Here is a 25,145-nt window from a genome sequence, read left to right as displayed (position 1 = left end):
CCTCGGCTTCCACGTTGTGCCTACGGACCGTTCGGGTAAGGCCATCCAGGCCAACCCGAACTGCCAGTCGCATCCCTGCGCCTGGCTCCTGGCCCTACGTAAAAGCCTCAGCGCTGCGGATAGCCCTTGCAGCAGCAGAGGTGCTCTGGCCTCTACTATCGAGCCCTTTTTTACCACACGCACAAATGCTTCCGAGCAGGCTGGTGCCGTTCAGGGGCTGGCAATCCGCAGCGCTGAACGTAATGAGTCTGCCAGGATAGCCCGCAAGGATGCGGGCGTAAGGCGGGGCGGCACACGATGTGCCATCCCCGCCGTTCCGTCAGGCAGACGAATGAAGTGAAGGTACCGCGCAGCGGCGCGAGGACCGCCAGCCCCTGAACGGCACCAGACTGCGTTATCACCTGTTACTTAACTGACAAGCAACACGCGATTTATAGCGCCGCTCCGGTTCGGCTTAAGAGACAATCCGACCCAACGCCATATGTGCCGCTCGGTCGCACATATGATCAATCACATCGGGATCGTGACTCACCAGCACCATGGTCAATCCGTCATTCTGCTTCAAATCATTCAGCAGATTGAGGATCTCCGCCTGCACTGACATATCCAGCGCCGAAGTTGGCTCATCGAGTAACAGGATCTTCGGTTCCAGCAGCAGGGCGCGCACGATCGCCACGCGTTGACGCTGGCCGCCAGAAAGCTGATGCGGATAACGATCCGCCAGTGCCGGATCCAGCCCAACATGGCGAAAACCCTCATTGATACGATCGTCGATATTATCGCGCTTCAGCATCTTCAACGGCTCGGCCAGAGTACGGCGCAGACGATGGCGTGGATGCAGTGAGGCATACGGGTCCTGAAACACCATCTGCACATCGCGACGCAGCGGACCGGTAAAGGCTTTACCCGGCTGCACGTTGGTGCCTGCCAACTGCATGCTGCCGCTCCAGAAAGGATTCAGTCCGGCCATCACCCACAGCAACGATGACTTGCCGCAGCCCGATGGTCCCACTAATCCAAAACATTCACCCGCCGCCACCTGCAATGACACGTCATGCACCACGGTGCGCAGTTCGTAGCCCTGTTTATGCGACACGCTCAGATTGTTTAACTCAATCATTGCTCGCCTCCAGCGCAGCGCGATCCAGCACCGGTAAGCGTTCACCGTGCGTGGCTTTGCTCGGACGACAGGCCCACAACGTGCGGGTATAAGGATGGGTCGCATTGGATAGCTCTGCCGCAGGCAACGTATCCAGCAGGCGGCCTTTGTACATCACCATGACGCGATCGCAGTGCTCTGACACCTGTTGCAGATCGTGGCTGATCAGCAATAAGCCCATATTGCGTTGCTCCACCAAACGGCGAATCAGCGCCAGCACCTGATCGCGCATCGCATGATCGAGCGCCGAGGTCGGTTCATCGGCAATCAGCAGTTCTGGATCGGTGATCAGGCAATTGCCAGCATCACGCGTTGCCCCATACCGCCAGAGAGTTGGTGCGGATAGCGTTTCATTAGCTGGCGCGGATCGGGTAAACCTACCGCATCCAGCATGTCGCACACCTTCTCTTTGCGTTCGGCACGGCTCATTTTGCGGTGCAGCACCAGCGGCTCTTCCACTTGCCAGCCGATAGTGCGCGTCGGATTCAAAGCGTACTTCGGATCCTGCATCACCATCGCCACTTTACCGCCACGTAGGGTGATCCAGTCACGTTCGCGCAGACTGAGCGCATCGGCACCCACCACCTGCAAACGATCGGCCTGCAACTGCAATGAAGGAGAAAGCAAACCCATCAAAGAGCGGGCAGTCAGTGATTTACCTGAACCGGATTCCCCCACCAGCGCCACGCGCTCGCGGCCAATCTGGAAGGCGATATTATCCACCAGCAGCGCATCATCGCTGCGGATGGTCAGCCCTTGCGCATCAATTAACAGATCATTTGGCATGACGGGTATCCAGTCGGTCGCGCAGGCCATCGCCTGTCAGGTTAAACGCCAGGCTGGCGAACAGAATCGCTCCACCCGGCGCGGCGGCCACCCACCATTGGTCGAAGATCACTTTACTGCCTTCCGCTACCATCGAACCCCATTCAGCAGTAGGCGGTTGCACGCCCATGCCGAGGAAACCGAGTCCCGCAGCGGAGAGAATGATGCCGCCGAGGCTCAGTGCTGCACGCACCACGGCGGTCGGCAAGCACAGCGGTAAAATGTGGCCGAACATCAAGCGCAAGCCGGTAATGCCCTGCATGCGTGCCGCAGCCAGGTAATCACTGCGACGTAATGCCAGAGTTTCGGCTCGCGCCTGACGCGCAAACGGTGGCCAGCTGGTTAATGCCAGCGCCAGTGCGCCGTTCATCAATCCCGGACCGAGCATGGCGACCAGCGCCAATGCGATCACCAGATTCGGCAGCGACAGGAAGATATCCGTGATGCGCATCAGCACGCGTTCGGTCCAGCCGCCCACATAGCCCGCGGTAATTCCGACCAGCAAGCCAACAGGAATAGTCAGCACCAGAATCAGTGACACCAGCAGCAGCGTAGGACGCGCACCGTAAATCACGCGTGATAATAAATCACGGCCAAAGCCATCGGTGCCGAACCAGTGCAGCGCGGAAGGGGCCTGCAAGCGCTGGGCAATCACCTGGGCGTTAGGATCAAACGGGGCCAGCAACGGGGCAAACAGTGCCATCACTACCACAATCACCACCAGCGTCAGGCCGATGGTCAGGGAAGTCACGCGCGCACGGCGACGGCGCGGACGCACGGTTTCCAGTTCAGAGAGTTGTTGAGTCATCGGGTTCTCGGATCGGTTAACCACGTAAGGGCATCGGCTACGGCATTGAGCAGAATAAAGCAGCTGCCAATCAGCAGGGTCGAGCCAAGAATCGCGGGTGTATCAGATGAAAACAGCGCGTTGGTCATGTAACGCCCGACGCCAGGCCAGGCAAACACCGTTTCCGTCAACACCGAGCCTTCCAGCAGCGTGGCGTAGGAGAGGGCGATCACCGTGATCAGCGTGCCCAGCACGTTAGGGAAAATATGGCGCAGCAGGATACGGCTGCGGCTAGCACCCTTGGCACGCGCCAGAATCACGTACTCTTTGCTGCTTTCTTCTAATAGCGCCGCACGAAGCAAACGCGTAATACCGGCCATCGCCAGTAAACCGAGGATCACCACCGGCAGCCACAGGTGGGCAATCGCATTGCGGAACATCTCCGGATCGCCCGACAGCCAGCTATCGATCAGCACAAAGCCGGTTTTCGGCTCCAGCGTGTAGATCCAGATATCGTCCAGCTGACCCGGCCCGGCGGACCAGTGCAGCATGGCGTAAAACAGCAGCAGACCCAGCAAACCCAGCCAGAATACCGGTACAGAGTAGCCGAGTAGCGAGATAAAGCGCGCCACGTTATCGATCACGCTGCCCGGTTTCCATGCGGCCAGCAGCGCCAGTGCAATTCCAAACACCGCCGCAAAGATCATCGCGCAGGTGGCGAGTTCAATGGTGGCGGGAAAAGTGCGCATCAAATCAGCGCTGACAGGCTGATTGGTAAGATGTGAAAGCCCTAAATTACCGTGGGCCAGTTGGCTGATATAACGCCAGAACTGCACCAACACCGGCTGATCGAGACCGAGATCGTGGCGCACCTGGGTATAAGTCGCTTCGCTGGCGTGATCGCCCGCAATTTGCTGCACCGGATCAACCGGTGACAGGTGCGACAGCATGAAAGTGAACGCTAACAAACCGACCAGCGTCACCAGCAGCGATAACAGGCTGGTGACCAGGCGGCTGAAACGTTGCCAGAGCGGCCGGGCGAACCCGGCCTGTGAAGCAGACACTGCCATTACTTAGAAACCTGCGAGTAATACACCATGTCTGGGTTAATCCCCTGCACGTAGCCTTTCAGGTTATCGCGCAGTGCAATCAGGTTGCGCGCCTGCAAGCCAATCACATACGGCGAGTTCTTCAGCACTTCACGCTGCATTGCCTGGTAGAGTTCAACGCGTTTGTTGCTGTCAGCTTCGGCAGTGGCGGCCAGTGTTTGCTTGCTCAGCTCTGGAATGTGCCAGTCCGAACGATAAGCGATGGTTTTGCTGCCATCTTCCGGGTTGTAGGCGAACGAAGCGGCATTGGTATTTGGATCGAAATAGTCCGCACCCCATGCATTCAGTGTCGCTTCGTATTGATGCGCTTTCACGCGGGTAGATACTTCAGAACTCAGCCCCGGCTGCACTTCGACTTTCACGCCACCTTTGGCAAAGCTGCCCTGCAGCGCCTGTGCGATGTCGAGGTACGGCGGCTGGTTGCTGGTGGAGAGCTTAAAGCTGACGTTGGTCAATCCCGCTTTTTTCAGAATGGCCTTGGCTTTTTCCGGATCGTAGGTGAACGGCGTGTCGTTCAGCGCACCGAGGAAGCCTTTTGGCAGGAAGGTCTGATGCACTTCAAACTGGCCTTTCAGCAGGTCGTTAGCGATACCTTTATAGTCGAACAGATAGCGTGCCGCTTCCCACAGCGCCGGGTTCTTCAATACTGGATTCTCACCCACGTTGAACTGGATGTAGTACAGCGAGGCCATTGGAATCGCTTCGGTCTTCACGCCTGCTTTGCCTTTCAGCGCCGCAATTTGGTCCGCGCCGAGGTTACGAGCAATATCCACATCGCCCTGTTCCAGCAGCAGACGGCGCGCAGCGGGTTCCGGCACGTTCTTGATCAGGATGTTCTTCAGCTTCGGTGCGCCCGCCGGTGAGGTTGGGTTGGCGGTCAGCAACACCACTTCATGCAGCACCACTTTACGAATCTGATACGGGCCGCTGCCCGCCGAGTTGGTGCCTAACCATGCATGACCGAAGTCACCGTTTTTCGCATTGGCCTGCGCGGTTTTCTCATCAACGATTGAAGAGACCGGCGCAGACAGCAGGCTCAGCACATAGGCCGGGCTGACGTTGGCGTTCCAGCTAATCTGCACGTGGTTGTCATCGACTTTCTTCAGGAAAGTATCGACGTTGTCTTTATTCCAGCCGAGCTGCGTCAGAATAAAGGAAGGATCGAGGTTGAGCTTCACCACGCGACCCAGCGAGAAGATCACATCTTCCGGACGCAGCGGGTTACCGCTGGCGAATTGCGCGCCTTTGCGCAGTTCAAAGGTCAGGCTGCGGTTGTCACTGCCCGGCGTCCATGAGGTGGCCAGCGTCGGTTTCAGATCGGTAGGGTTGGTCGGATCCGACTGGACCAGACGTTGATAGATGTTAGTAAATGCTTGCACCGTGGTCAGTTCAAAGCCCTGTGCGGGATCGAAGCTATCTGCATCATCAGTCGACTGCGCGATCACCAGCGTATCCTTGGGTGTCGCAGCCTGAGAGGAGAAGGCGGCTACCAGCGATAACGCCAGCAGTGAGGGAATGATTTTTTTCATGTTGTTTCCTTGCCTTAAAAAAGTAACGCGAGTTTACGAGAGCGCCGTAATGAAGAATAGTCAATTTATGGCTATGCATATGCTTTACGGTTCTAAGCGCGGCGGTTCGGTTATAAGCCTGTTAAATATGCAGTTATTGTTACCGCGCGATGCTGTGCTACAGACTCGCTAATTTTGCGCTTTCATCAACCAAATCACAACGGGAATTAAACTCGTTGCTCAACGGAAATAATTAACTTTACTTCGAGGTCTTCAGGAATATAATGGCGCCAACTTCAAACAGGAGAATTCAGTTGGACAGTCACCCTTTAAGATGGCAACACAAGGCAAGCTGACGCGCGAATTCTTTTGTCGCTGCTTGCCAACACGGCGGGCAGCAATCCTCTCTCCTTTCTGATGATTGTTCCCTTTTAACGACAGTAGCGGGTTGATGCCCGTGGGGACTTCATCATGCACATGATTTTAAACGCACTTTTCCCTCCGCCTCGATGCGCGCGCTGATCTTCAGCGTGCAGAATTTTGCTGCGCGTTAAACGGATGACTTCCGTATTACTGCGCGCGCCTGAACATCGAATCTGTTATTCACTCGTTATATTAACGAGAGATTTTCTTCGCGCTTTATTTCCGGGAGGTGATATGGAAATTCCCGACAGGTTAATTTTAATAAGCTAACGCTGAGCCGTTAATTAATTTTCTCCCTGAATGTGTGCTTAACGCACAGGGATATTTATTGCCGTAAAAAAGATAAGAGGAATGTCATCATGACTGACATGAAACTCAACCAGGACAAAAAAGCCTGGAACAACGCACGCCCGCAGCGCCAGAAAACGCCGCGCTATCTGATTGAAGACGAAGCGGGTTTCACCGCTGATGAAACTCTGGTTCGCCTGCGCAGTGATGCGCTGGGCCTGAGCGAACGTGAAGCCGAAGCGCGTCTGGAAGTTTATGGCCGCAATCAGGTGGCACATGATAAAGCGCCGCACGCGCTAATTCAGCTGGTTCGGGCATTCAACAACCCGTTTATTTATGTATTGATGGCACTTGCGGCGGTGAGCTTTTTCACTGACTACGTCCTGCCGCTGCGTAAAGGCGAGGAGACCGATCTGACCGGTGTCATCATCATTGTGACGATGGTAACGCTCAGCGGTTTGCTGCGCTTCTGGCAGGAGTTCCGCACCAATAAAGCCGCTCAGGCATTGAAATCGATGGTGCGCACCACCGCTACCGTACTGCGCCGGGAATCTGCGCAGCAGCCACCGGCAAAACAGGAAGTGGATATCGCGACGCTGGTGCCGGGTGACATCGTTTATCTCTCCGCGGGCGATTTGGTGCCTGCCGATGTACGGTTGCTGGATTCGCGCGATCTGTTTATCAGCCAGGCGATTCTCACCGGTGAATCGCTGCCGGTTGAGAAGTATGACGTCACCGGCAATGTCACCAGTAAAGGCGCCAGCACCGCTCAGGGCGCGTCACTGCTGGAGTTGGGCAGCGTTTGCCTGATGGGCACTAACGTTTCCAGCGGCACGGCGAAAGCGGTAGTGGTGGCAACGGGTGGCGAAACCTACTTTGGCAGCCTGGCAAAATCGATTGTAGGTAATCGCTCACAAACCGCGTTCGACCGCGGCGTCAACAGCGTCAGCTGGTTACTGATTCGCTTTATGCTGGTGATGGTGCCGGTGGTGCTGCTGATCAACGGCATAACCAAAGGTGACTGGCTGGATGCCTCGCTGTTTGCGCTGGCGGTAGCGGTCGGCCTGACACCGGAAATGCTGCCGATGATCGTCAGCTCAAATCTGGCAAAAGGCGCGATTGCCATGTCACGTCGCAAAGTGATTGTGAAACGGCTGAACGCGATTCAAAACCTCGGCGCGATGGACATCCTGTGTACTGATAAAACCGGCACGCTGACTCAGGACAACATTATTCTTGAGCATCATCTGGATTGCGCGGGAGTGGAAAATTCGCGTGTACTGATGCTGAGCTGGCTCAACAGCCACTATCAAAGCAGCACGCCGAATCTGATGGATCGCGCGATTCTGCGCCATGGCAAAGATCGCATCAGTGCCGATATGGGCGATTACTACACCAAAGTCGATGAGCTGCCGTTTGATTTCGTGCGTCGTCGCGTGTCGGTGGTGGTGCGCGATCGCCGACTCAATCAACAGATGCTGATCTGCAAAGGTGCGGTGGAAGAGATGCTGAGCATCGCCACGGCGGAGCGTGAGGGCAAGCTGATCCAGCCACTCGACGAGAAACGCCGCGCAGAATTGCTGGCGCTGGCACATCAGTACAACGAACAAGGTTTCCGCGTATTGCTGGTGGCGAGCCGTGTGCTGGAGGAGCCGGGCTTGCAGCAGGCGCTGAGCGTCGCAGATGAACAAGGATTAACCGTGGAAGGTCTGCTCACTTTCCTCGATCCCCCTAAAGAGAGTGCCGCCAAAGCCATCACCGCGCTGCGCGATAACGGCGTCAGCGTCAAAGTGCTGACCGGCGACAATCCGGTGGTCACCGCACGTATTTGCCAGCAGGTGGGCATCGACAGTGGCGATATCGTGACTGGCGAGCAGATTGCCCTGATGAGCGATGAGCAACTGGCGGAGGCGGCAGCGCACAGCGCGGTGTTCGCCAAACTAACACCACTGCAGAAATCACGTATTTTGCGTGCGCTGCAACAGCAAGGGCATACCGTGGGTTTCCTCGGCGACGGCATCAATGATGCGCCTGCGCTACGTGATGCGGATGTGGGGATTTCAGTCGACAGTGCGGCAGACATTGCCAAAGAGTCTTCTGACATCATCCTGCTGGAAAAAGATCTGATGGTGCTGGAAGAGGGGGTGATGAAAGGACGCGAGACCTTTGGCAACATCATCAAGTATTTGAACATGACCGCCAGCTCCAACTTTGGCAACGTGTTCTCGGTGCTGGTGGCGAGTGCCTTCATCCCGTTCCTGCCGATGCTGGCGATTCATCTGCTCATCCAGAACCTGATGTACGACCTGTCTCAACTGGCATTGCCATGGGACAAAATGGATCGTGAATTCCTGCGTAAACCGCGCAAATGGGATGCACGCAATATCAAGCGTTTCATGCTGTGGATTGGGCCAACATCATCAATATTTGATATCACGACTTTTGCTGTGATGTGGTACGTGTTTGCCGCCAACACACCGGAAATGCAGTCGCTGTTCCAGTCCGGTTGGTTTGTTGAAGGGTTGCTGTCCCAAACGCTGGTGGTGCATATGCTGCGCACCCAGAAAATTCCGTTCATTCAGAGCCGTGCTGCACTGCCGGTACTGCTCACCACGGCGTGTGTGATGATTGCGGGCATTCTGCTGCCGTTCTCTCCGCTGGGACACATGGTGGGATTGACGCCGTTGCCTTGGGCATATTTCCCATGGCTGGTTGCGACACTGTTTGGTTACTGCGTGGTCGCGCAGGGCATGAAAATGCTCTACATCAAACGCTTCGGCCAGTGGTTCTAACCCCATGGAGGCGTTATGCGGAATCGGAATCTTAATAAGGTGGTGTGCCATCTGCTAATAATGATGGTGGTGATTGTTGTGCTAACGTTGGTGTTTCGTTAGTCAAACCAAGGGCAGGTTATCCTGCCCTTTAATCTTTTGAAGTGATAATAAGCCGCCTGGTAAATCCAGCATTCCGCTTGACACCCTTAGGGTCGCCGATGAAAGGCAACGTGAATTTTGGTGAATCGGCTACTACGAGTGTCCAGAGTGTATCCCCAATAAATTGAAATTGTATGTGGTCATTATGGATGTTGAGTGCTTCAAAAAGTCCGGTTGTGTAAGCATTCTCAATATGAACGATTTCTTGCACACCCCCACCACGCTGGCAAAGCACAATGGTAAGGGACTCTTCGTAAGTGATGCCATCCGTGACAAATAGCACATATCTTTTAGGGGCGATTTCGACTGCCGCTTCCAGAACCGATCCGGGGATGATTATGCCACTGGGCTGTTGATCAATAAGGACTTCGCTACGCGCCTGAGCGGTTTCCGTGGCAGCGTGCCGTTCTACCAAAGAAAGATTAAAAACCTGATGCATCATCGCCATATTGCTCCCATCTGCCAGGCGGCAAAGGCTGCGCCCACGAAGCCACCAATCATTACGCATACGGGTGCACCGGGGCCACATGCCAACCCCGCTAGCGCTCCTCCAGCCGCACCACCTGCAATGCCTGCACCATTGATGGCTATCTGCCGGCTCGCCTCTGCAACTTTGTTATCCGCTTGGTAAATCTCGTAAATCGAGATGGCAATTGAGAGGACAATCAGGCCGCGCCCCGCACGCGACAATTGCATCATCTTGAGGTTAATACGGGGATTGGATTTGCCGGCCGATTCGACAACCGCCGCATAGACGCGATCCTGCTGGCTGCTGGACAGTTGATTAAACTGAACCCCGGCACCATGCAATTCGGTGGCCTTTTTGGCGATCAGGGCATTCAGGGTTTTGCCAGACATTTTCATTTGCTCTGCCATCGCGCGGCCAAGCGGTGTACTGCGCGCGCGGATGTCCATGATGAGGTTGCGAGTTTCATGTGCTTCCTGTGCAGCCTTTTCCCACGTAATCAATCCCATGTTGGCTCGTGATCGCAAGTCATCGGCCATTTTCTTAATCAGTTTCGAATACTCAAGTCGCAGGCGGGGATCGATAGAGAGGCGGGCGGCGATGGTTGAAATATCGCCCTGCAAAGCACTGATTGCTTCATCAAATTTTTCACGCCCGTTAGTATCAAGCGATTGCAACAGGGCCACATCCATGCGCATTCCTCACTGTGAACATAAAATGGACTCTAACAAAGCCGTAAACAGTGATGCAAGAATGAGTAATGGCTATGCGGAAGCCTACACAGATAAACCTAATCTAATTTAAATTTATGATTTCATTATAAAATATTAACCACGCATTGACGGTTATTTGACTTAAATTCAAAGGCTGTTGATTACCCACTGATTAGTTATCAGAAAGTTCTGAGGTGAAAATGAGCCAAACAAAACGCGCGTTGATTATTGGTGCTTCAAAGGGGATTGGACTGGCCGTAGTGCAGCAACTGCTGGCCGATGGCTGGGACGTCACCGCCACTTATCGCAGCACCGCCGTTTCCTATCAGCATGAAAAATTGCGCTGGCTGCCACTGGATATCACCGTTGCCACACAGCGTGAGCAGTTACTCCAGCAGCTCAAGGGGGAGCAATTTGACCGCGCGCTGATCAATGCCGGGATTCTCGGCCCTGATTCAATGGAGCTGATCGCCACTTCCGATGATGAATTGATGCAGCTGTTTGTGACCAATAGCGTTGCGCCCGTGCGCATGGCGGAAGGTCTGTTACCGTTGCTGACGGAAAAACAGGGAGTGCTTGGTATTACCACATCTCGTCTGGGCAGCCTGACGGAAAATGCTGAGGCGATTCGTCCGTATTACTCTGCCAGTAAGGTGGCGCTGAATATGCTGAGCCGTGCGCTGCTTCAGCAGATGGAGCAGCGTGGCACAACCTTGCTGTCACTGCATCCGGGCTGGGTGAAAACCGATATGGGCGGTGATGATGCGGATATTACCGCAGTGGAAAGTGCTCAGGGATTAGTGGCGCAACTGAACCGTTTTGCCGGGCAGGGCGGACATCATTACGTCGATTACAGCGGCAGGCAATTAGCCTGGTGATAGTGAGCGCCTGCTGACCGATGCCAGCAGGCGACAACCTTATTCGTCTGGCTGGTAATACTGCACGCCGATCTCAATACGTTCACGTCCGCTGGCCACGCGATGGCGGTTGCTATCGCGCAGTGAGTAGATGCAGCCGCAGTACTCCTGCTGATAGAAACGCTCGCGCTTGCTGATTTCAATCATGCGCGACGATCCCCCACCTTTACGCCAGTTAAACTCCCAATACAGCATATCGGGATAGTGCGCCGCCGCTCGGACGCCGCAGTCATTGATCTGTTTCATGTCTTTCCAGCGCGAAATGCCCAGCGAACTGGTGATCACCGGGAAACCATTTTCATGTGCATACAGCGCAGTGCGTTCAAAGCGCATATCGAAACACATGGTGCAACGCACGCCACGCTCCGGCTCCCACTCCATGCCACGGGCCCGATCAAACCAGTTGTCTTTATCGTAATCAGCATCCACGAAGGGCACACCGAACTGCTCGGCAAAGCGGATATTCTCCTCTTTACGCAGCTCATACTCTTTCAGCGGATGAATGTTCGGGTTGTAGAAGAAGATAGTGTAATCGATACCGGAAGCCAGCATCGCTTCCATCACTTCACCCGAGCAGGGCGCGCAGCAAGAGTGCAGCAGCACTTTGTTCTGGCCGTTAGGTAATGGAATAGGTTGGCGTTTGAAGGTGTCAGACATAAGGGAAAATGGTTAATGAGTGTTGGGCGAAGTGTAAGTCGATATCGCGTCGGACGCAAAAAGACAAAATAAAAAAAGGCCGCGATCGCGGCCTTTCAGTGTTAATCCGAAGGGATTACTCAGTGACTTTCTTCTTCAGGTCGCTGGCACCTTCTTTAGTCTTGTTCCAACCTTTGTTAGCACCTTCTTTGGTGGCATCCCAACCTTTTTCAGTGCCTTCTTTGGTGTTGTTCCAGCCTTTCTGTGCGCCTTCGCTCACTTTGCTGCTGGTGCTGTCACTTTTGCCCTGAACAGCGTGTTTCGCTTTCAGCTGCTGCTCTTCGCCTTGATGCTGCGCCTGATGCAGCTTCTCTTTGGCGGTATTTGCGCCCGCTTGCGCGTTCGCTACGGTTTCGTCAGTTGCATGTGTAGTGGCGGCAAAAGCCGAAGAAGCCAGCAGCAGGGCAGATACAGCAATAGTTGTCTTTTTCATGAATATTCCCTCATCAATCGCTCTATGAGTTTTGAGCGTAGTTAACAATGGCACGCTCAACAGCAATTGGCTCCAGGAATAACCTTAAAGGAATCATTGGGTTTGGATGGGGGGAAAAATGAGCATTTTAAGTCATGCTATGTGCTCAGCCTGAAGGCCCTTCAGGCAAGCTGATGAAAGTTGTGAGTCGCCTCAGCTTTAGTGGATATGACACTGTATCTTTTTCTGGTAAAGGGTAATTTTAGTGCCGCCATAACCACAAAAAATGTCTTAAGGATGAGAGATGAAAAGTAGAGTTGTTGAAATCCTGCAATATCGGTTGAAAACAGATACAGGCAGAACCTTCCATAGAATCATGCGAGATATCAGTGTTCCTCTGCACGTCGAGCAGGGAATTGATGTCGTCGCTTACGGTTGTTCTCGCCATGATGCTGATAGCTATTTTCTTCTTCGTGCATTTGAAAATGAAGAGGAAATGCACGGTGTCCTGGAAGGATTTTATGCCAGCGAGGCGTGGCGTTCAGGCCCGAGAGAAGCCATCGTTGAACGTATTGAACTGAGTCTTAAATCTGTGCTGCTGCTTTCACCCAGCGCAATTGATGAGATGAGAAACAGCTTTTCAGCTTGTCAGTGAGAGAGACGGGATGCACATGTATCTGTTTAGCAGGCGAAGTTTGAAAAATGGGTTCACTAAAACTAAAAGCCAGCGAATCAGGCTGGCTGACTATTCTTCATCCCGCTCTTTAGCCGCGCGCTGGCGATCGTAATACTCATCTTCCGCAGAAATAATTTCATCCAGCAATGAGTTCATATCTACATCATGGACTTCTTCCACAAACAGGCCGGTCAACACGGTTTCAGGCGTTAACTTGCCGTCTTCAAATAACTGCCAGATTTCTTTGGCATAGCGTGTTTCCAGAATCTGCGGCGCAAATTGGCCGTAATATTCGGTGATGTTATTCACATCGCGCTCAAACATCGATTCGGCGTGGTTGTTCGCAGAGGCATCCACCGCTTGCGGCAGGTCGATGATCACCGGGCCATGCTCATCCTGCAGCACGTTAAATTCCGACAAATCGCCATGCACAATGCCGGCACACAACATGCGCACGATATTGCGAATCATGGTGGCGAAGTCAGTGAGTGCTTCCTCTTCCGACAACATCACATCGCTAAGACGCGGCGCGACGGCGCCTTCAGCATCGGTGACCAGTTCCATTAACAGCACACCGTCCAGGCACATATAGGGCTCAGGCACGCGTACGCCGGCTTTAGCCAAACGGAAAAGCGCGTCGACTTCAGCGGTATGCCAGACTTCCTCTTGCTGCTTGCGGCCGAATTTAGAGCCTTTCTGCATGGCACGTGCACTGCGTGAGTTGCGAACTTTGCGCCCCTCTTGATACTGCACGGCTTGTTTAAAGCTGCGCTGTGATGCTTCTTTGTAGACTTTGGCACACTGGACTTTACCACCGCACAGCACGGTGTAGACGTCAGCCTCTTTGCCACTTTTCAGGCGCTGAAGTACGTCATCGATCAGGCCATCATCGACCAGCGGTTGGATTCGGTTTGGAATTTTCATGCGGCTTTATACCTTATTTAAGAGGCTTTCCGCATCAAGAACATGGTGAGTTGCATGGGAAAAAACAAACGAGTATCGATAGTTGCAGAAGCCTGTTACATCATCCCACAAAACCACTGGCACAAAAAAGCCCGTAAGGGTTTCAACGCTCAGGCATTCGGAATTCATAAACTGATTCTGGTGTCGTAGGTGGAGAATCTTGGTGCGGCTGACGAGATCTGTTATCAGCTCCGCAGGACTGAATTCGATAGTGAGCGGATCGTTGTCTGGCTTAGCCAGTAAAAGCACAGTAAGTTACCTTTGCCGCAGGCGCTTCGTTCACAACTTGATATTTTAAATCCAACGTACAAGCGTTATCGATATCTTATTGTTAGCATTGAGGCACGTGATTCAGGAGGTAATCAAGCCTTAGTAAGATGCTGTAGCTGGTTATCATTTTTTCCAAAGCCGATATCGTTAGATGAAAGCTGATTGAAAATGCTTGTGGAACTTTATTTTTAACAATGAAAACTCTTTACTGCTCTAAAATTTCATTTCCTAACAGGGCTAAGCTTTTTTGTCATCCATTTGTCTTAATTGAGTGATGTTCTTGATTCTATCTGAAGAGGTTTTTGCAAATACTAATTATTACGGGCGCGAGGCATAAGTCTAGAGTATATTAATGAAGTGGCGAATATACTTACTGGTCCAATGTTTTTTTGGCAGATTGAAGTAGGTAGCGTGGTGTGGAGTGCAACGATGATTTCTAAAGAAAAAGCAACCCAGATAGCGAAATTATATGCTGAAAAACGGGAGGTGGGGTGGGGCGATCATTATCATGAGGTAAAGAAAATCAATCTAAAAGGAGAGCCGGTCTGGATGGTGTCTACCACTGATATAATATATAAAGACGAACTGCCATGGATGATGGAGCACTTTCCAAACCCAGTTTATTACTATGTCAGCATGATTAACGGCATTTGTATTGCTACAGGAAACAGAAGTAATGAGGTTGTGATGAATGGTGCAAAATGAAATGTGAATGATGACATCATCATTAATAATGATACATTTCGTTAGTGGATGCTTTACGGTTTATTATAAAGAATCACCAATAAGAATTCATTATGCTTATTATTTAATGGTGTCGATTTTTATTTTAATCTCATCTGAATTGCTTTTCATTCCCCCTGTTTATTTTGGTTGCCTTGGGCGAAATATAGATGGGTAGCATTCATCACGAATGTTTTTTTCTGACTAATGTAAGGTGTAGATGTGCCCCCAGACTCATTTTTATGCGTGTATGGCAATAGGGAATGCACACCTGAAGTACCATTTTTTCCATCTATCATTTACCGTTGGGGATGTACGACGAAACAAGCTATCCCCTTCGTCAAGGCTGCTTTTTTTTAACTTAGCTCTTATTGATTATGATTTAGATGTCATTGAGTCGTGGTGACGATTTTGCCATGTTTTGGATCCACGGATTTTAGGCACAAAGATGGGACCTAAACAGAGTGTTAAAGGCGTGGAGCTTATTTGTTCTCATGGAACATTACAGATACAAAAAAGCCCGCAGGGCTGCGCCGTGCGGGCTTTCAGGACTTTAGCGGACGATTCTGGTATCGCCGCGAAAGAATTTTGGTGGCTGGCCGAAAATGCCACCAAATCCTAACTTCCTGATTCATTGTTCAGTATGGCAAGAGTAAATGTCACAGAATAATGGAACATGCTACTAGAACCGAACAAGTAGTTAAGGAGCGTGCTATTTATCGAGTGTCCTTTTTAGTGTTTGGACACGTGTAAACTCTAAAGTTTCCAAAAATAAGTCTGAAAGTTCTTGTCGCGAAATAACAACATCATCACTTACTTTCCATGCGATTCCAATTTCATAAGCAAAGCCGGGATATGCGATTTGATAGTCTGTTTTATTATGAAATTTAGAAGCTTCGAATTTCGCCAATGGAATCCTTAAACGAGTAAAACGATTCTTTGTGGTCTGAAAGCGTTCGAAGACTTCTAAAGGGTCATCGCTTTTTTTCTCTTTAATGTTTTGGGTCAGAGAACGAACGACCTCATATGCACCCAAAATCCACAAATACGATTGTGTAAGATGGCCTTGGATATGTTCGTAGTCTTCTTCAGCATTCCCCCCTTTCAGATACTTTTCGACTAATTCATAATCTTTTTCGCAGAGGTTTGCATCCATTCGCCCTAGGCTTTGCACAAGGCTCATTAAAAATGGATCAAATCGCGCCAGCCCGATTGATACTTTAAGCCAGCGTTCGAATCGCTCCTCATACATCTCACTTTTCATTTGGATAGTTTTCTTTTTAATCAATGAGTTAAAGATATTTTTGAGTTTATCCACGAGGGTTCTGAACATAATACTCGCTCAACCCATCTGTAAATCCTTGATAATAAGCGACGCGTGGGCTTCTATGGCGCACTTCCGCTGCCTGACTTTTCAGGATTGAGTTTAGTGCTGAAGATGCATCTGGTTCTTGATTTGATACCCCAGCTTGGAAACCTAATTCATAAGCACAACCGGCACACTTATGACGGAATGGATAACTTTGATCTTCAGGAAGTGCAGTAAACATGGCGTCATAACGATGTAGGGCTTGGCAAGTGTTCATTAGAATCCTCATGATTATCAGTATCATCCGTTGGTTTTAATGATATTTGGGTGCTGAATTTCCAGTTTCAAGAGGGATGGTAGTGGATTTTTCTTCATTAAATTAAATTGTGATGCTAGTCACACCATAAATCACTGAATAAATTCAACTTCCTGCCAGGAAAGCTATACGGCCACACAGGATCTGGGCAGTACGCACCGACTGAATCAGTAGCAGCAGGAGGGTTTGTAATGGCCCTAAAATGTCCGAAGTGTGGCATCACCGCGCCCCCCCGCACCATCGCCTACGAGTCAGCAATCGTTTCGCGGACCTAGTATCAGTGCACCAACCTTGACTGCTCATGCTCTGCGCTCGAGAGTGTCAATAAAATAATCATGGAGCTGCAGAAGCCAGCAGCATCAGAATCCAAAACGTGAACGCTTAGCGCGGCGCGACATCCTCAAACGCTGGGCCGATATGGTTCTGCCAGTAAACTGTCTAACCGGCCACAGCCACCCACTTGAAAATCGTCTGCTAAAGTCTGAACCGGCCTTCGTGCCGGTTTTTAACGTTCCTTTTTCCTGGCTTGCTGTCATGCTCACGATTGCATGCCTATGCTGTATGAAAACCACTCAATGAGGCGGGCTGGCGTGGCGGGATACGAGTGCGCGCAACATATATGTTGTCACTTTTGTATACCTAATATTTTTAAATTTATAAGTTGGATAAAAGATAATTAAATTAGCAAAATGAAAATGGTTAAATAAATATCAGGTGAATGATTAATAAAAGCGGCCACAGGCCGCTTGGTGTTAGATTTTATTAAGGATCGATTTACGGAATATCTCTGAGCGTATCACTCGGGATTTTCTATTGTTTGTGCCTTGATACATGCATGGATAATATTCTTTGTAAGGAGATACACTGTCTTTAAACTGATAGAGTTCTTTAGAAAAATGATTGAGCAACGCGCTTAGCGTGTCGGCAGCTGGTACATGCTGACTTAAGTCTGTTACACCTGTTTTTTCAGCTTTATCGAATAAATATTTTGATAGTTCGACAAGCAATGTAAAGAAGTTTGATTTTCTAAACCAAACTGAATCAATTGGAAGGTTCATTTTATTAATTAAGTCAAATGTCATTTTCAAGGCTTTAGCCATTTCATCTTTGCGAGGGTATTCCTCATTGTAACGTTCAATCACTCCCTCCAACTCTGAATCTTGCGAATAATACCCACCATTCTCAAGAGTTGTCATTACTAAAAGTATGTAATGTAGGTCAGCCATCCTATCGAGTTCGGAAGTTTTTAAAACGCCGTAGTTCTCAATTTCAACAGCATCAAGTATATTCTTAGCAGTTAGTATAAACTCACCATCATAAATGGCGTTTTGAATTTCTATCGCATCAAGACTGAACTTAGTTAAGTTTATTCTTCTAAATACTTCGCGAATAGTACCTTCCTCTACTTTACCAATATTTCTAACAACCACTTTATATCCTAGGAAAGCCTCTACCTGGTCTTGAGAGAGATCCTTATATTGAGGTGTTTTTTTGAACTGTTCTGTACCTTCACCTTCAATGTATCTTTTTATAGTGGTTAATCTCTGTTGGCCATCAATTACTAAAGTAGTTGAGTTGAAGGTTACAGTATCGATTTCTCCATCACAAATATACACTTCTGGGAATGGAAATCCGTTAAGTATTGTGTCAATAAATTCTTCTTGATGTCTCATTGTCCAAACAAAATTTCTTTGAAATGGGGGTTTGAGAATCAGGGAACCATCTCTAATTTGTCGATAAAGATCTGAGACTCTGGGGGTGATGCTATTAGTTTCAATTTTCATGGGATTACCTTAACTTAATTTTTAATTTATTTAGCCCTGTGAGGGTATATCTTTCAAAGCATTCATAGTTCTTGAAAACACCTGCTGTTACCTTATAGTTACCAGCTATGCAGTTGTCATAGGAGATGCTTTTAAAGAAATCAAACCAGTTATTTCTAAATGTAGATGGGTATGATTTTATTGGGAGCAGATCTGGCCGGATCCATCCCATCGCGGAATATTTAAGAAAGTCGAAATAGTACTCTTCCTGTTTTCTGGACAAAAAAATGCTGCTTTCCCTCAGTGCAATTTGAAAATCGCCGACCATGTTCATTATTTTATCAAAGAGTAATTCTGATATAATTGCTACATCTATATCTGATTCTAAACCGAAGTCGGTTTTTTTAATAAAAGAGAATCCTAGCTTGCCAGAACCTGATATATGTATGCTGTTGAACGGGATGGAGTATTCGGATGCTATTTTTTTCAAGAAGAAATAATAATCGTCTTCTTTATCCTTAAATATGAAAGGCGTCCCATGTATTATTTTCCTTCGACAAAAATCTTTTATAGAATCTTCACCAGCGGGAAGGGATTGAATTTCTCTAACAAATTCCGTGTATTTTTCACTTTCATGCATTTTTTACCCTTAATAATATCCGTATTGATAGGCTTGATATTTATAGCATGTGTTTTCTATTTTCTAAAATATGTTGAAGACTCCGTTACATGCATCCCCACTATTCCATGATTTCAATTCTTTTTCAATATAGGTTGAGCGATTTTATACTCTCCGAACTTCGTTTTGATCACAATGTGTCAGAGCAGCCATAATACCATCGGCATTAACTGCCTTCTCGTTGAGAGCTATGCTAGCAATTGAACGTAATCCATGTGCAACTAATCGTCAACCATAGCCTAAGCGCTTTAAGCCGCATTAGCAGTATGACTGTTCATTGTGAGCTCTGGGTGGTTACGGCTAGGAAAAAGAATGTGTGTTCTACCATTGCTTATAGATATCATTATTTCTAGGACATTTAAAGCTTTTACTGATGAAGGGGCTATATGCTCACCTTTTGACTTCATTCTTACTTTTCGGATAGTTCAGAGCTTAGTAGCAAGAACGATCTCAGGCCATTCACTTCCAGCTGCTTCTGAAGGACGTGCCTAGTTGGGAGTTGCCATTGGATGATGCAACGAGTTGTCACGGTTAGGTTAGACATTTTCATTGCACTCATCAGCTCTTACAGTTTTTCAAGACGCAATGTTGGCATATTTTATTGTTTTGGCAAAAGCCATGCCAATCCCTGATGCAGGATTAAGATCGATTAGGCCAGTGTTTACTACGTATATTATTAATTCGTTTATTCTCTGTAATAATCGGCGAACTGTATCAAGCGCCCCACGTGCTTTCATAGGTTAAAGAGATTCAACTAACACTATGGCCTTAATTTGTTGAACTGTAACTTTACCAATGGCAGGAATGACGTCCTTCTCTATAGAACGCCAGATGTCTTTTGCGTAATCGGGCGTAACAATTTTGCTTGAGGTTTGAATCAGTTTACTGCCACCGTGAAAAATATACTATCAAGAGCAATTTTTTGCTGTTCTTCCACGGTTTCTGCTTGAATCTGGGGATCGACTCCGAGCAAGATAATCTGCTCTCAAACTACGGGCATTAGCAAGTTAAAGGGCAGGGAGGTTCTTAGTCCAATTATTGTAAGCTGCTTTGTGGCCGGAGTTAATAGCGAAAGCGCCATAGTTTTTTGCCACTGGTTTTGATGACTCAGAAAAGCCCATCACCATTACGTAGGATCATATCCTTAGCGCAGCACTTCAGTATTGGATAATGGGCGCGTGATCCTTGATCCTGCGTCAATTGGTATACGTAAGTATCATAAATTCTTCCGTATACTAATGCGTATACTAATTTTCATCGAATTTAGATGGTTCGTAACGGAACGTTATAGGCACAAAAAAGCCTGCAGGGCTTGCGCCGTGCGGGCTTTCAGGACTTCAGCGGACGATTCTGGTATCGCCGCGAAAGAATTTTGGTGCTGGCGGAGTCTGAAAAAGAAAAATAACCTTATGAAAATAAAATGTTTTATTCAATTCAAGTTTCCGTCGTATACCTAAACGTATACCAATTCAGGAAAGTAACAGGTCAAAACTCGAAATTGGGCCATCTTATCTCATCAGCGAAATAGCTGATTTAATATACTCTTCATGAGGTTTAAACCTCGACATATGCCGCACGCACACAACCGGAACCCGGTGGGTGTGGAATTTAGCATAAAAGGCGTATGTGGTGTAATACCCTTTGGGATGGGAATACTTCAACGTACCAGCCTCTCCAAAATATTTGAGCAACAAACTGGCGGCGGACAGTGAGGTCAGCCCATTGCTATAAGCGATAATCACCTCTGGGTTGCAAAGCTGTAGCGTTACATTATCGAAGAAGCCCATTGAGTTTTTCACCAGTTGCTCAACGGATAGATTCTGCTTCAATGCTTCCTTTTGTATGGGTGCTGCATTTTGGGAGCACATCATAATAGCATTAGTGTAAACGACATCCTGCCAATCATAACCAAGCCCTACAGGGATTTGTTGCAACCGCTTCGCGAGGTGAGTTATTCCCCAGGCACCCTCGATTCCGTTCTGAACATTAGAGATGGTGGGGGACTCGAAATCTTTCTCAATAGATTGCGCGTTGGTGATTTGAGCGTCTGCGAGGGAGCCATTGAATCCCATCATTATCACGTGCTTTCTAACTGGAGGGGATGCTAGAAGTTCGAACGCACTGTCGTAAGGCCTTCCTGGTAGATCGCTTAAACCAAAGTCCGCTAAAACATCTAAGATGAATTTTTTTGTTGCTTCCATTTGAATCCCTTCGATGAAAATAATCACTTCATAATACGTAAAAAAGTTTTTTTTGGATTTATCCTTCACAATGTTCACCTTGTGTTTTTTATAATTAAAAACAATGGATTAAGTTATGATTAATTCATGAATGGTGAGCTGTATCGTTCACCGCTGGTGAAGCATAGCCGCAAAAAAACGGCATCCGCAGGTTCTGTTTAATCTTATTGCTATTGAATCATCACATTTCGGCATGCATTCGGTGCCGTGCATCTCCAGCTTGGTGGGTCGCTTCAGGTTGTGATGCGCACCCTCCCGCATGATGCTCTCAAGCGACAAACCAAACATGTTCATACTTTGCGAATTTTTGTAGCGTTGGCCCCCAATATAGGTACCCGCAAAAATCGACTATTGAATCGACGTCTCGTTTGAGGCCTATGGCTTCATCCGAATTTTGCCAGGACGGAAGCGTAACTCTTGCGTACTGTGGCAAGCTGAAATACTGCATAAGCTGGCACATGATGACGGCAAGCTCTCCGCTGATTTTTCTTTTAGCTGCGTAGCGTGCTCGTTTGCCGAGATGATTTCCGGGAAGAGCAGGGTAGCCCGACGGCTCAATGAGCTGCAGCTGTGGTCAGTAAAGCGCATCGGATGTTTGGTAACGGCAAGCATAATCACAGGAATATACCGTGAGTTAACGTCCATGTGCTTCTGATTGACAGACACCGCATCACCGCCGGTAATGGCCTTTAAGCATGCACCATCATCGCTCCATTTCTCCTATTCGGGAAAAGGTATCAGCGAGTAGCTAATCAATGCAGTGGGCCCGCAAAGATTCCAGCGTCTCGATGTATGCTCACACCGCATTATCCCCTGCGGCCAATATGGTCGAGATTTCCGCCATGATGCTTTTGCCGCTGCCTCAGGGACCGGTGACCTTTAGATATAACTGTCAGTCGTAGCAATTCGCCATGACAATAAATAGAGCAGCGAGATGATACTGCGCTTAATTAATCTGCGTCTCGCGATGCGGCCCTGTCACTGTATGAAACTGGCCCGTGAGGTTTTCAGCGTTTAACCTTCTGCCGGGCTCACGTAACCGAATGTCTCAGGGCGTGAAGCGGACATTGAGTATCCCTTACATGTAATCGATCGGAAGTGTTGTTATTCCATAATCGAATAATTTGACGTTACATTGCTATAGCGCTATTAGTATGGTTATTTCTGTCTGTATGGCTTCCTCAATAAGGATTAAAAGATGGTCTCGTTTCGCCCAATGACAGAAGAAGAGTACTCTGCTTATCTTGAATATTTTATTCCGGATTATGCAATTGAGATAGCGTCAAATTATAGAATGTCTAAAAGTGATTCTTTAACGATGGCCAAGCAGGAAATATCAAAATTGCTTGCGGAAGGAGTGAATACTCACGGGCAAATTTTACTGTCAATTTTAGCGAAATTAGATGTATCTGAGAGGCACGTAGGTTATCTCTGGTACAAACCAGATGCGGCAATGCGCACAGTATTTATCTATGATTTTCATATTTTTAATTCATTTCAGGGAGAAGGATTGGGTAAACAGGCTCTTCGCGCTTTTAAAGAGGACCTTCAAGATAAGGGTTTTAAGGAGATTAGACTACGCGTAGCTGGAGATAATGCCCGTGCTTTCCATGTATACGAGAGCAGTGGTTTTGGAGTAACGGGTATCAATATGAGCAAGACCGTCGTGCGTTAGGATATTAAATTACAGAATCAGTAATTGAAAACTACGCCTGCTTTCGCTCGCAGCGGACCTTCACTTCAGTCCGATGGTCCGCTGCGTGACAGAAGCGGACGTTTCTAGTGTTATCTTGAGTTAATTAATGAATGACAGGCAATATCCATAAGTTAAACAATCTAAACTATAGAAAATCATGGATTATTCCACTAAAAATTGCTAATTGTAACCTTACAATGACATACACTACTGGTTGTGCTTTCCATAGCTGGCTATTGACTCTTCCGAGCAACTATTTATGAATTTCATTAAAATGGACTCTAAATGAATAATATGTATACCAAAGAATATATAAATTATTACCTTAGCCTTACGACTGAACCTCAATACGCCATTATGCTTAAAGGTGCTTGGGGATCAGGTAAAACCTGGTTTATTGATAGGGTTCTTGAAGAATATAAGCAGGCACATTCGGAATTCAAATTCCTAAAAGTGAGCTTGTATGGCATCAACTCCATTGAGCAGATTGAAGATGAGTTCTATCGTCAACTGCACCCTGTCCTGTCAAACAAAGCTCTGATTTTTGGCGCAAACGTACTAAAAAAATTCGCTCAAGGCTTCTATCAAGATTGATCTCAATGGCGATAACAAATCTGACTTAGATGTTAACACCAGTGTTCCCACCATTAATCTTAGCGAGTTTAGTAGAAAACCTGATGGCTTTGTGCTGGTCTTTGATGATATCGAGAGATCTGGCATAGATTTACCACTCCTATTTGGATATATAAACCACTTTGTAGAAGTAAACGGATACAAAGCGATCTTGGTTGCAAATGAAGATGAAATAATTAACAGCAAACTGCGGATAAATAATAACGACGAAAAATCCAGCGGTGATTACCTGATAACAAAAGAAAAGCTTGTAGGCAAAACATTTGAAGTGACGTCAGATTTACACAGTGCTTGTAAGGTTTTTCTAAGCGTAATTAGCAGTTCACACGTTGCTAATATATTTAAAGCTGATATGCAGTCAATAGAAGATCTCTATATGTCTGCGAATTATAATAACCTAAGGCATTTGAGACAGTTCTTTCTGGATGTACAACGCATCACTTTTCTTATGGGAGAGAAATATGTCAAAAACGACGATTTCATGAGGGTGTTTTGCCAGCAATTGTTAATTTTCTCTATGGAGTACCGGGGGGGGAACCTTAGTTACGAGGAGTTTAATTCAATCGGCAAGGTTAATTATGGGATGTTCTTAGGTGAAAAAAATATCGCAACTAAGTATGACATGATCGCCAAGAAGTATTCGTCTCCTGTATTAACCGAGAAGCTACTGGATGGAGAGCTCTGGAGGGAGCTAATCTGTGATGGAAAGATAACTGATGCTCTTCTCTCTCAGTTGGATATTACGCGATTTTTAGAAGCACCGATGCCAAAGCATGGCAGTATTTATGGAATTATCGAGAACTAAGTGAAAATTTGCTTAATGAACAGTACTCCATTGCAAGGGATAATCTTTTTTCAGGTAAAATCACTTATTTAGGTGAACTCCTGATGACCGCGAGTATTTTGCTGGAAATGGCGAAAGAAGGTCTAACCACGGACGCTGTTCATGACATCATAGATGAGACAAAACTTCACATAAATAGTCATTACAACAGTTTGGGTCCTGCAGATATACATAAGGAATATGCGCAATGGCATTATAATGAGTTAACGGCATGGTGTGGTATGGGTTTTCTTGACAGGGATAGTGATGATTTTAAAAACATTCTTGAGCATATTAAGGTGGCGAAGAAGAAAAGGTTTGATGCATCACTTCCGGAATTTGCGGCGCAGTTCAGCGATGAATTGAAAAGGGGAAACCTCACGTTTCTATCTGAACTGAGTCGGTCTAATAAAAGAGAGCTCAATCTTCATGACCTGCCTTTTCTACACTTGGTCGATCCTAGTATTTTCATTGAAAGTTATAGGAAACTTGACCCAATCATCATGAGGAAATTGGCGTTTAGCCTGCGGGATCGTTATTCTGATGATTATACCCGAAACAAACTGACCGAAGAATACAGCTGGTTGATCAGACTAAAAGCTACAGCTGTAGATTTCATCGAAAACAAAAACGCATCCAGTAGCGCCTTTCAGGTCTTTCACGTCAAATTTTTTATTGACTACGCACTGACTGACGCAATCGAATTATTTAATAAGGAAACAGATTAACATTCTGTTGATTAACACAAGGCAACATTATATTAGAAGCACCAGGGACGGTCAGAAAAATTATTAACGTCCGCTATTCGCTGTGAGTTC

The 25,145-nt window shown here is 48.0% G+C and carries 23 protein-coding genes and 3 pseudogenes; 10 read left to right on the top strand and 16 right to left on the bottom strand.

All coding sequences use genetic code 11. The features are described from left to right. Positions 1-454 precede the first annotated feature (454 nt). The 5 genes and pseudogenes from HA45_RS22095 to HA45_RS22075 form a co-directional block, all read right to left on the bottom strand. Positions 455-1,120, bottom strand: a complete 666-nt coding sequence (locus HA45_RS22095; protein ID WP_100702092.1) for an ABC transporter ATP-binding protein — start codon at positions 1,118-1,120, stop codon at positions 455-457. Next, a pseudogene (locus HA45_RS22090) lies at positions 1,113-1,945 on the bottom strand (ABC transporter ATP-binding protein). Before HA45_RS22090 ends, HA45_RS22095 begins: the two are co-directional and overlap by 8 nt. Beyond that, complete coding sequence (locus tag HA45_RS22085; protein ID WP_100702094.1) at positions 1,935-2,792, bottom strand: ABC transporter permease; 858 nt, start codon at positions 2,790-2,792, stop codon at positions 1,935-1,937. The pseudogene HA45_RS22090 and the gene HA45_RS22085 overlap by 11 nt, the downstream one beginning before the upstream one ends. Continuing rightward, on the bottom strand, positions 2,789-3,841 hold the full coding sequence (locus HA45_RS22080) for an ABC transporter permease (RefSeq protein ID WP_100702095.1): 1,053 nt from the start codon (positions 3,839-3,841) through the stop codon (positions 2,789-2,791). The genes HA45_RS22085 and HA45_RS22080 overlap by 4 nt, the downstream gene beginning before the upstream one ends. After that, positions 3,841-5,409 carry an ABC transporter substrate-binding protein gene (locus HA45_RS22075; protein ID WP_100702096.1) on the bottom strand — a complete coding sequence of 523 codons (1,569 nt, stop codon included), beginning with the start codon at positions 5,407-5,409 and terminating at the stop codon, positions 3,841-3,843. The genes HA45_RS22080 and HA45_RS22075 overlap by 1 nt, the downstream gene beginning before the upstream one ends. A 761-nt stretch (positions 5,410-6,170) precedes the next feature. On the opposite strand from HA45_RS22075, the gene mgtA reads away from it, so the two are divergent. Beyond that, entirely contained in the window at positions 6,171-8,891 is a 2,721-nt protein-coding gene (gene mgtA / locus HA45_RS22070) for a magnesium-translocating P-type ATPase (RefSeq protein WP_100702097.1), read from the top strand. A gap of 130 nt (positions 8,892-9,021) precedes the next feature. On the opposite strand, the gene HA45_RS22065 is transcribed toward mgtA, so the two are convergent. Both HA45_RS22065 and HA45_RS22060 read right to left on the bottom strand, forming a co-directional pair. After that, entirely contained in the window at positions 9,022-9,480 is a 459-nt protein-coding gene (locus tag HA45_RS22065) for a hypothetical protein (protein WP_240629217.1), read from the bottom strand. Then, on the bottom strand, positions 9,471-10,190 hold the full coding sequence (locus tag HA45_RS22060; protein ID WP_100702098.1) for a hypothetical protein: 720 nt from the start codon (positions 10,188-10,190) through the stop codon (positions 9,471-9,473). The genes HA45_RS22065 and HA45_RS22060 overlap by 10 nt, the downstream gene beginning before the upstream one ends. Before the next feature lie 221 nt (positions 10,191-10,411). On the opposite strand from HA45_RS22060, the gene HA45_RS22055 reads away from it, so the two are divergent. Further along, a complete protein-coding gene (locus HA45_RS22055; protein WP_100702099.1) occupies positions 10,412-11,089 on the top strand; it encodes an SDR family oxidoreductase in 678 nt (225 codons plus the stop codon). Positions 11,090-11,128: 39 nt separating this feature from the next. Here HA45_RS22055 and HA45_RS22050 read toward each other — a convergent pair whose 3' ends face one another. Next, on the bottom strand, positions 11,129-11,785 hold the full coding sequence (locus tag HA45_RS22050) for an epoxyqueuosine reductase QueH (RefSeq protein ID WP_100702100.1): 657 nt from the start codon (positions 11,783-11,785) through the stop codon (positions 11,129-11,131). Between the two features lie 115 nt (positions 11,786-11,900). Continuing rightward, the gene (locus HA45_RS22045; protein WP_100702101.1) at positions 11,901-12,257 is read right to left on the bottom strand and encodes a KPN_00521 family repetitive protein; all 357 of its coding nucleotides are present in this window, start codon (positions 12,255-12,257) and stop codon (positions 11,901-11,903) included. A 283-nt stretch (positions 12,258-12,540) separates the two neighbouring features. Here HA45_RS22045 and HA45_RS22040 point away from each other — a divergent pair, with 283 nt between their 5' ends. Then, complete coding sequence (locus tag HA45_RS22040; protein WP_100702102.1) at positions 12,541-12,891, top strand: NIPSNAP family protein; 351 nt, start codon at positions 12,541-12,543, stop codon at positions 12,889-12,891. A 90-nt stretch (positions 12,892-12,981) separates the two neighbouring features. Here the strand turns inward: HA45_RS22040 and HA45_RS22035 are convergent, their stop codons facing one another. Next, positions 12,982-13,836 carry a PA4780 family RIO1-like protein kinase gene (locus HA45_RS22035; protein WP_100702103.1) on the bottom strand — a complete coding sequence of 285 codons (855 nt, stop codon included), beginning with the start codon at positions 13,834-13,836 and terminating at the stop codon, positions 12,982-12,984. Positions 13,837-14,574: 738 nt separating this feature from the next. Here HA45_RS22035 and HA45_RS22030 point away from each other — a divergent pair. Both HA45_RS22030 and HA45_RS27355 read left to right on the top strand, forming a co-directional pair. Next, positions 14,575-14,850, top strand: a complete 276-nt coding sequence (locus tag HA45_RS22030; protein ID WP_128599054.1) for a hypothetical protein — start codon at positions 14,575-14,577, stop codon at positions 14,848-14,850. Positions 14,851-15,316: 466 nt separating this feature from the next. After that, entirely contained in the window at positions 15,317-15,490 is a 174-nt protein-coding gene (locus HA45_RS27355) for a hypothetical protein (protein ID WP_157811635.1), read from the top strand. Positions 15,491-15,580: 90 nt separating this feature from the next. Here the strand turns inward: HA45_RS27355 and HA45_RS22025 are convergent, their stop codons facing one another. Together HA45_RS22025 and HA45_RS22020 are read right to left on the bottom strand one after the other, a co-directional pair. Then, complete coding sequence (locus HA45_RS22025) at positions 15,581-16,186, bottom strand: hypothetical protein (RefSeq protein WP_240629219.1); 606 nt, start codon at positions 16,184-16,186, stop codon at positions 15,581-15,583. After that, positions 16,179-16,454, bottom strand: coding sequence for a hypothetical protein (locus HA45_RS22020; RefSeq protein WP_100702113.1), 276 nt, complete (start codon positions 16,452-16,454; stop codon positions 16,179-16,181). The genes HA45_RS22025 and HA45_RS22020 overlap by 8 nt, the downstream gene beginning before the upstream one ends. 230 nt (positions 16,455-16,684) lie before the next feature. Between HA45_RS22020 and HA45_RS28425 the strand changes: the two are divergent. Next, positions 16,685-16,957 (top strand): annotated as a pseudogene (locus tag HA45_RS28425) (ogr/Delta-like zinc finger family protein). Positions 16,958-17,245: 288 nt separating this feature from the next. On the opposite strand, the gene HA45_RS22010 reads toward HA45_RS28425, so the two are convergent. From HA45_RS22010 to HA45_RS21995, 4 genes and pseudogenes are all read right to left on the bottom strand, one after another. Next, positions 17,246-18,277, bottom strand: a complete 1,032-nt coding sequence (locus tag HA45_RS22010; protein WP_100702106.1) for a DUF262 domain-containing protein — start codon at positions 18,275-18,277, stop codon at positions 17,246-17,248. Between the two features lie 4 nt (positions 18,278-18,281). After that, on the bottom strand, positions 18,282-18,896 hold the full coding sequence (locus HA45_RS22005; protein WP_205960951.1) for a hypothetical protein: 615 nt from the start codon (positions 18,894-18,896) through the stop codon (positions 18,282-18,284). A 147-nt stretch (positions 18,897-19,043) separates the two neighbouring features. Next, a pseudogene (locus HA45_RS28420) lies at positions 19,044-20,136 on the bottom strand (tyrosine-type recombinase/integrase); the annotation flags it as partial. A gap of 307 nt (positions 20,137-20,443) precedes the next feature. Continuing rightward, complete coding sequence (locus tag HA45_RS21995) at positions 20,444-21,205, bottom strand: hypothetical protein (RefSeq protein ID WP_240629220.1); 762 nt, start codon at positions 21,203-21,205, stop codon at positions 20,444-20,446. Positions 21,206-22,373: 1,168 nt separating this feature from the next. On the opposite strand from HA45_RS21995, the gene HA45_RS21990 reads away from it, so the two are divergent. The 4 genes from HA45_RS21990 (at position 22,374) to HA45_RS28405 (ending at position 25,055) form a co-directional block, all read left to right on the top strand. Further along, positions 22,374-22,850, top strand: a complete 477-nt coding sequence (locus HA45_RS21990) for a GNAT family N-acetyltransferase (RefSeq protein WP_100702107.1) — start codon at positions 22,374-22,376, stop codon at positions 22,848-22,850. A gap of 306 nt (positions 22,851-23,156) precedes the next feature. Then, positions 23,157-23,465, top strand: coding sequence for a P-loop NTPase fold protein (locus tag HA45_RS28415; RefSeq protein WP_244563510.1), 309 nt, complete (start codon positions 23,157-23,159; stop codon positions 23,463-23,465). A gap of 91 nt (positions 23,466-23,556) precedes the next feature. Then, entirely contained in the window at positions 23,557-24,309 is a 753-nt protein-coding gene (locus tag HA45_RS28410) for a P-loop NTPase fold protein (protein ID WP_244563509.1), read from the top strand. Positions 24,310-24,392: 83 nt separating this feature from the next. Further along, positions 24,393-25,055 (top strand): hypothetical protein, encoded by a 663-nt coding sequence (locus HA45_RS28405; protein WP_244563508.1) that lies wholly within the window; start codon positions 24,393-24,395, stop codon positions 25,053-25,055. Positions 25,056-25,145 lie beyond the last annotated feature (90 nt).

Origin of the sequence: Pantoea rodasii, assembly GCF_002095465.1 — a bacterium.
In the GTDB taxonomy this organism is placed as follows: Bacteria; Pseudomonadota; Gammaproteobacteria; order Enterobacterales; family Enterobacteriaceae; genus Pantoea; species Pantoea rodasii.
This window is presented reverse-complemented; position numbering and strand designations above follow the sequence as displayed.

Bases quoted from the DNA above. Each gene is read 5' to 3' on its own strand.
- HA45_RS22095 (WP_100702092.1), bottom strand. From the start codon at position 1,120: ATGATTGAGTTAAACAATCTGAGCGTGTCGCATAAACAGGGCTACGAA.
- HA45_RS22085 (WP_100702094.1), bottom strand. From the start codon at position 2,792: ATGACTCAACAACTCTCTGAACTGGAAACCGTGCGTCCGCGCCGTCGC.
- HA45_RS22080 (WP_100702095.1), bottom strand. From the start codon at position 3,841: ATGGCAGTGTCTGCTTCACAGGCCGGGTTCGCCCGGCCGCTCTGGCAA.
- HA45_RS22075 (WP_100702096.1), bottom strand. From the start codon at position 5,409: ATGAAAAAAATCATTCCCTCACTGCTGGCGTTATCGCTGGTAGCCGCC.
- mgtA (WP_100702097.1), top strand. From the start codon at position 6,171: ATGACTGACATGAAACTCAACCAGGACAAAAAAGCCTGGAACAACGCA.
- HA45_RS22065 (WP_240629217.1), bottom strand. From the start codon at position 9,480: ATGGCGATGATGCATCAGGTTTTTAATCTTTCTTTGGTAGAACGGCAC.
- HA45_RS22060 (WP_100702098.1), bottom strand. From the start codon at position 10,190: ATGGATGTGGCCCTGTTGCAATCGCTTGATACTAACGGGCGTGAAAAA.
- HA45_RS22055 (WP_100702099.1), top strand. From the start codon at position 10,412: ATGAGCCAAACAAAACGCGCGTTGATTATTGGTGCTTCAAAGGGGATT.
- HA45_RS22050 (WP_100702100.1), bottom strand. From the start codon at position 11,785: ATGTCTGACACCTTCAAACGCCAACCTATTCCATTACCTAACGGCCAG.
- HA45_RS22045 (WP_100702101.1), bottom strand. From the start codon at position 12,257: ATGAAAAAGACAACTATTGCTGTATCTGCCCTGCTGCTGGCTTCTTCG.
- HA45_RS22040 (WP_100702102.1), top strand. From the start codon at position 12,541: ATGAAAAGTAGAGTTGTTGAAATCCTGCAATATCGGTTGAAAACAGAT.
- HA45_RS22035 (WP_100702103.1), bottom strand. From the start codon at position 13,836: ATGAAAATTCCAAACCGAATCCAACCGCTGGTCGATGATGGCCTGATC.
- HA45_RS22030 (WP_128599054.1), top strand. From the start codon at position 14,575: ATGATTTCTAAAGAAAAAGCAACCCAGATAGCGAAATTATATGCTGAA.
- HA45_RS27355 (WP_157811635.1), top strand. From the start codon at position 15,317: ATGGGACCTAAACAGAGTGTTAAAGGCGTGGAGCTTATTTGTTCTCAT.
- HA45_RS22020 (WP_100702113.1), bottom strand. From the start codon at position 16,454: ATGAACACTTGCCAAGCCCTACATCGTTATGACGCCATGTTTACTGCA.
- HA45_RS22010 (WP_100702106.1), bottom strand. From the start codon at position 18,277: ATGAAAATTGAAACTAATAGCATCACCCCCAGAGTCTCAGATCTTTAT.
- HA45_RS22005 (WP_205960951.1), bottom strand. From the start codon at position 18,896: ATGCATGAAAGTGAAAAATACACGGAATTTGTTAGAGAAATTCAATCC.
- HA45_RS21990 (WP_100702107.1), top strand. From the start codon at position 22,374: ATGGTCTCGTTTCGCCCAATGACAGAAGAAGAGTACTCTGCTTATCTT.
- HA45_RS28415 (WP_244563510.1), top strand. From the start codon at position 23,157: ATGAATAATATGTATACCAAAGAATATATAAATTATTACCTTAGCCTT.
- HA45_RS28405 (WP_244563508.1), top strand. From the start codon at position 24,393: ATGACCGCGAGTATTTTGCTGGAAATGGCGAAAGAAGGTCTAACCACG.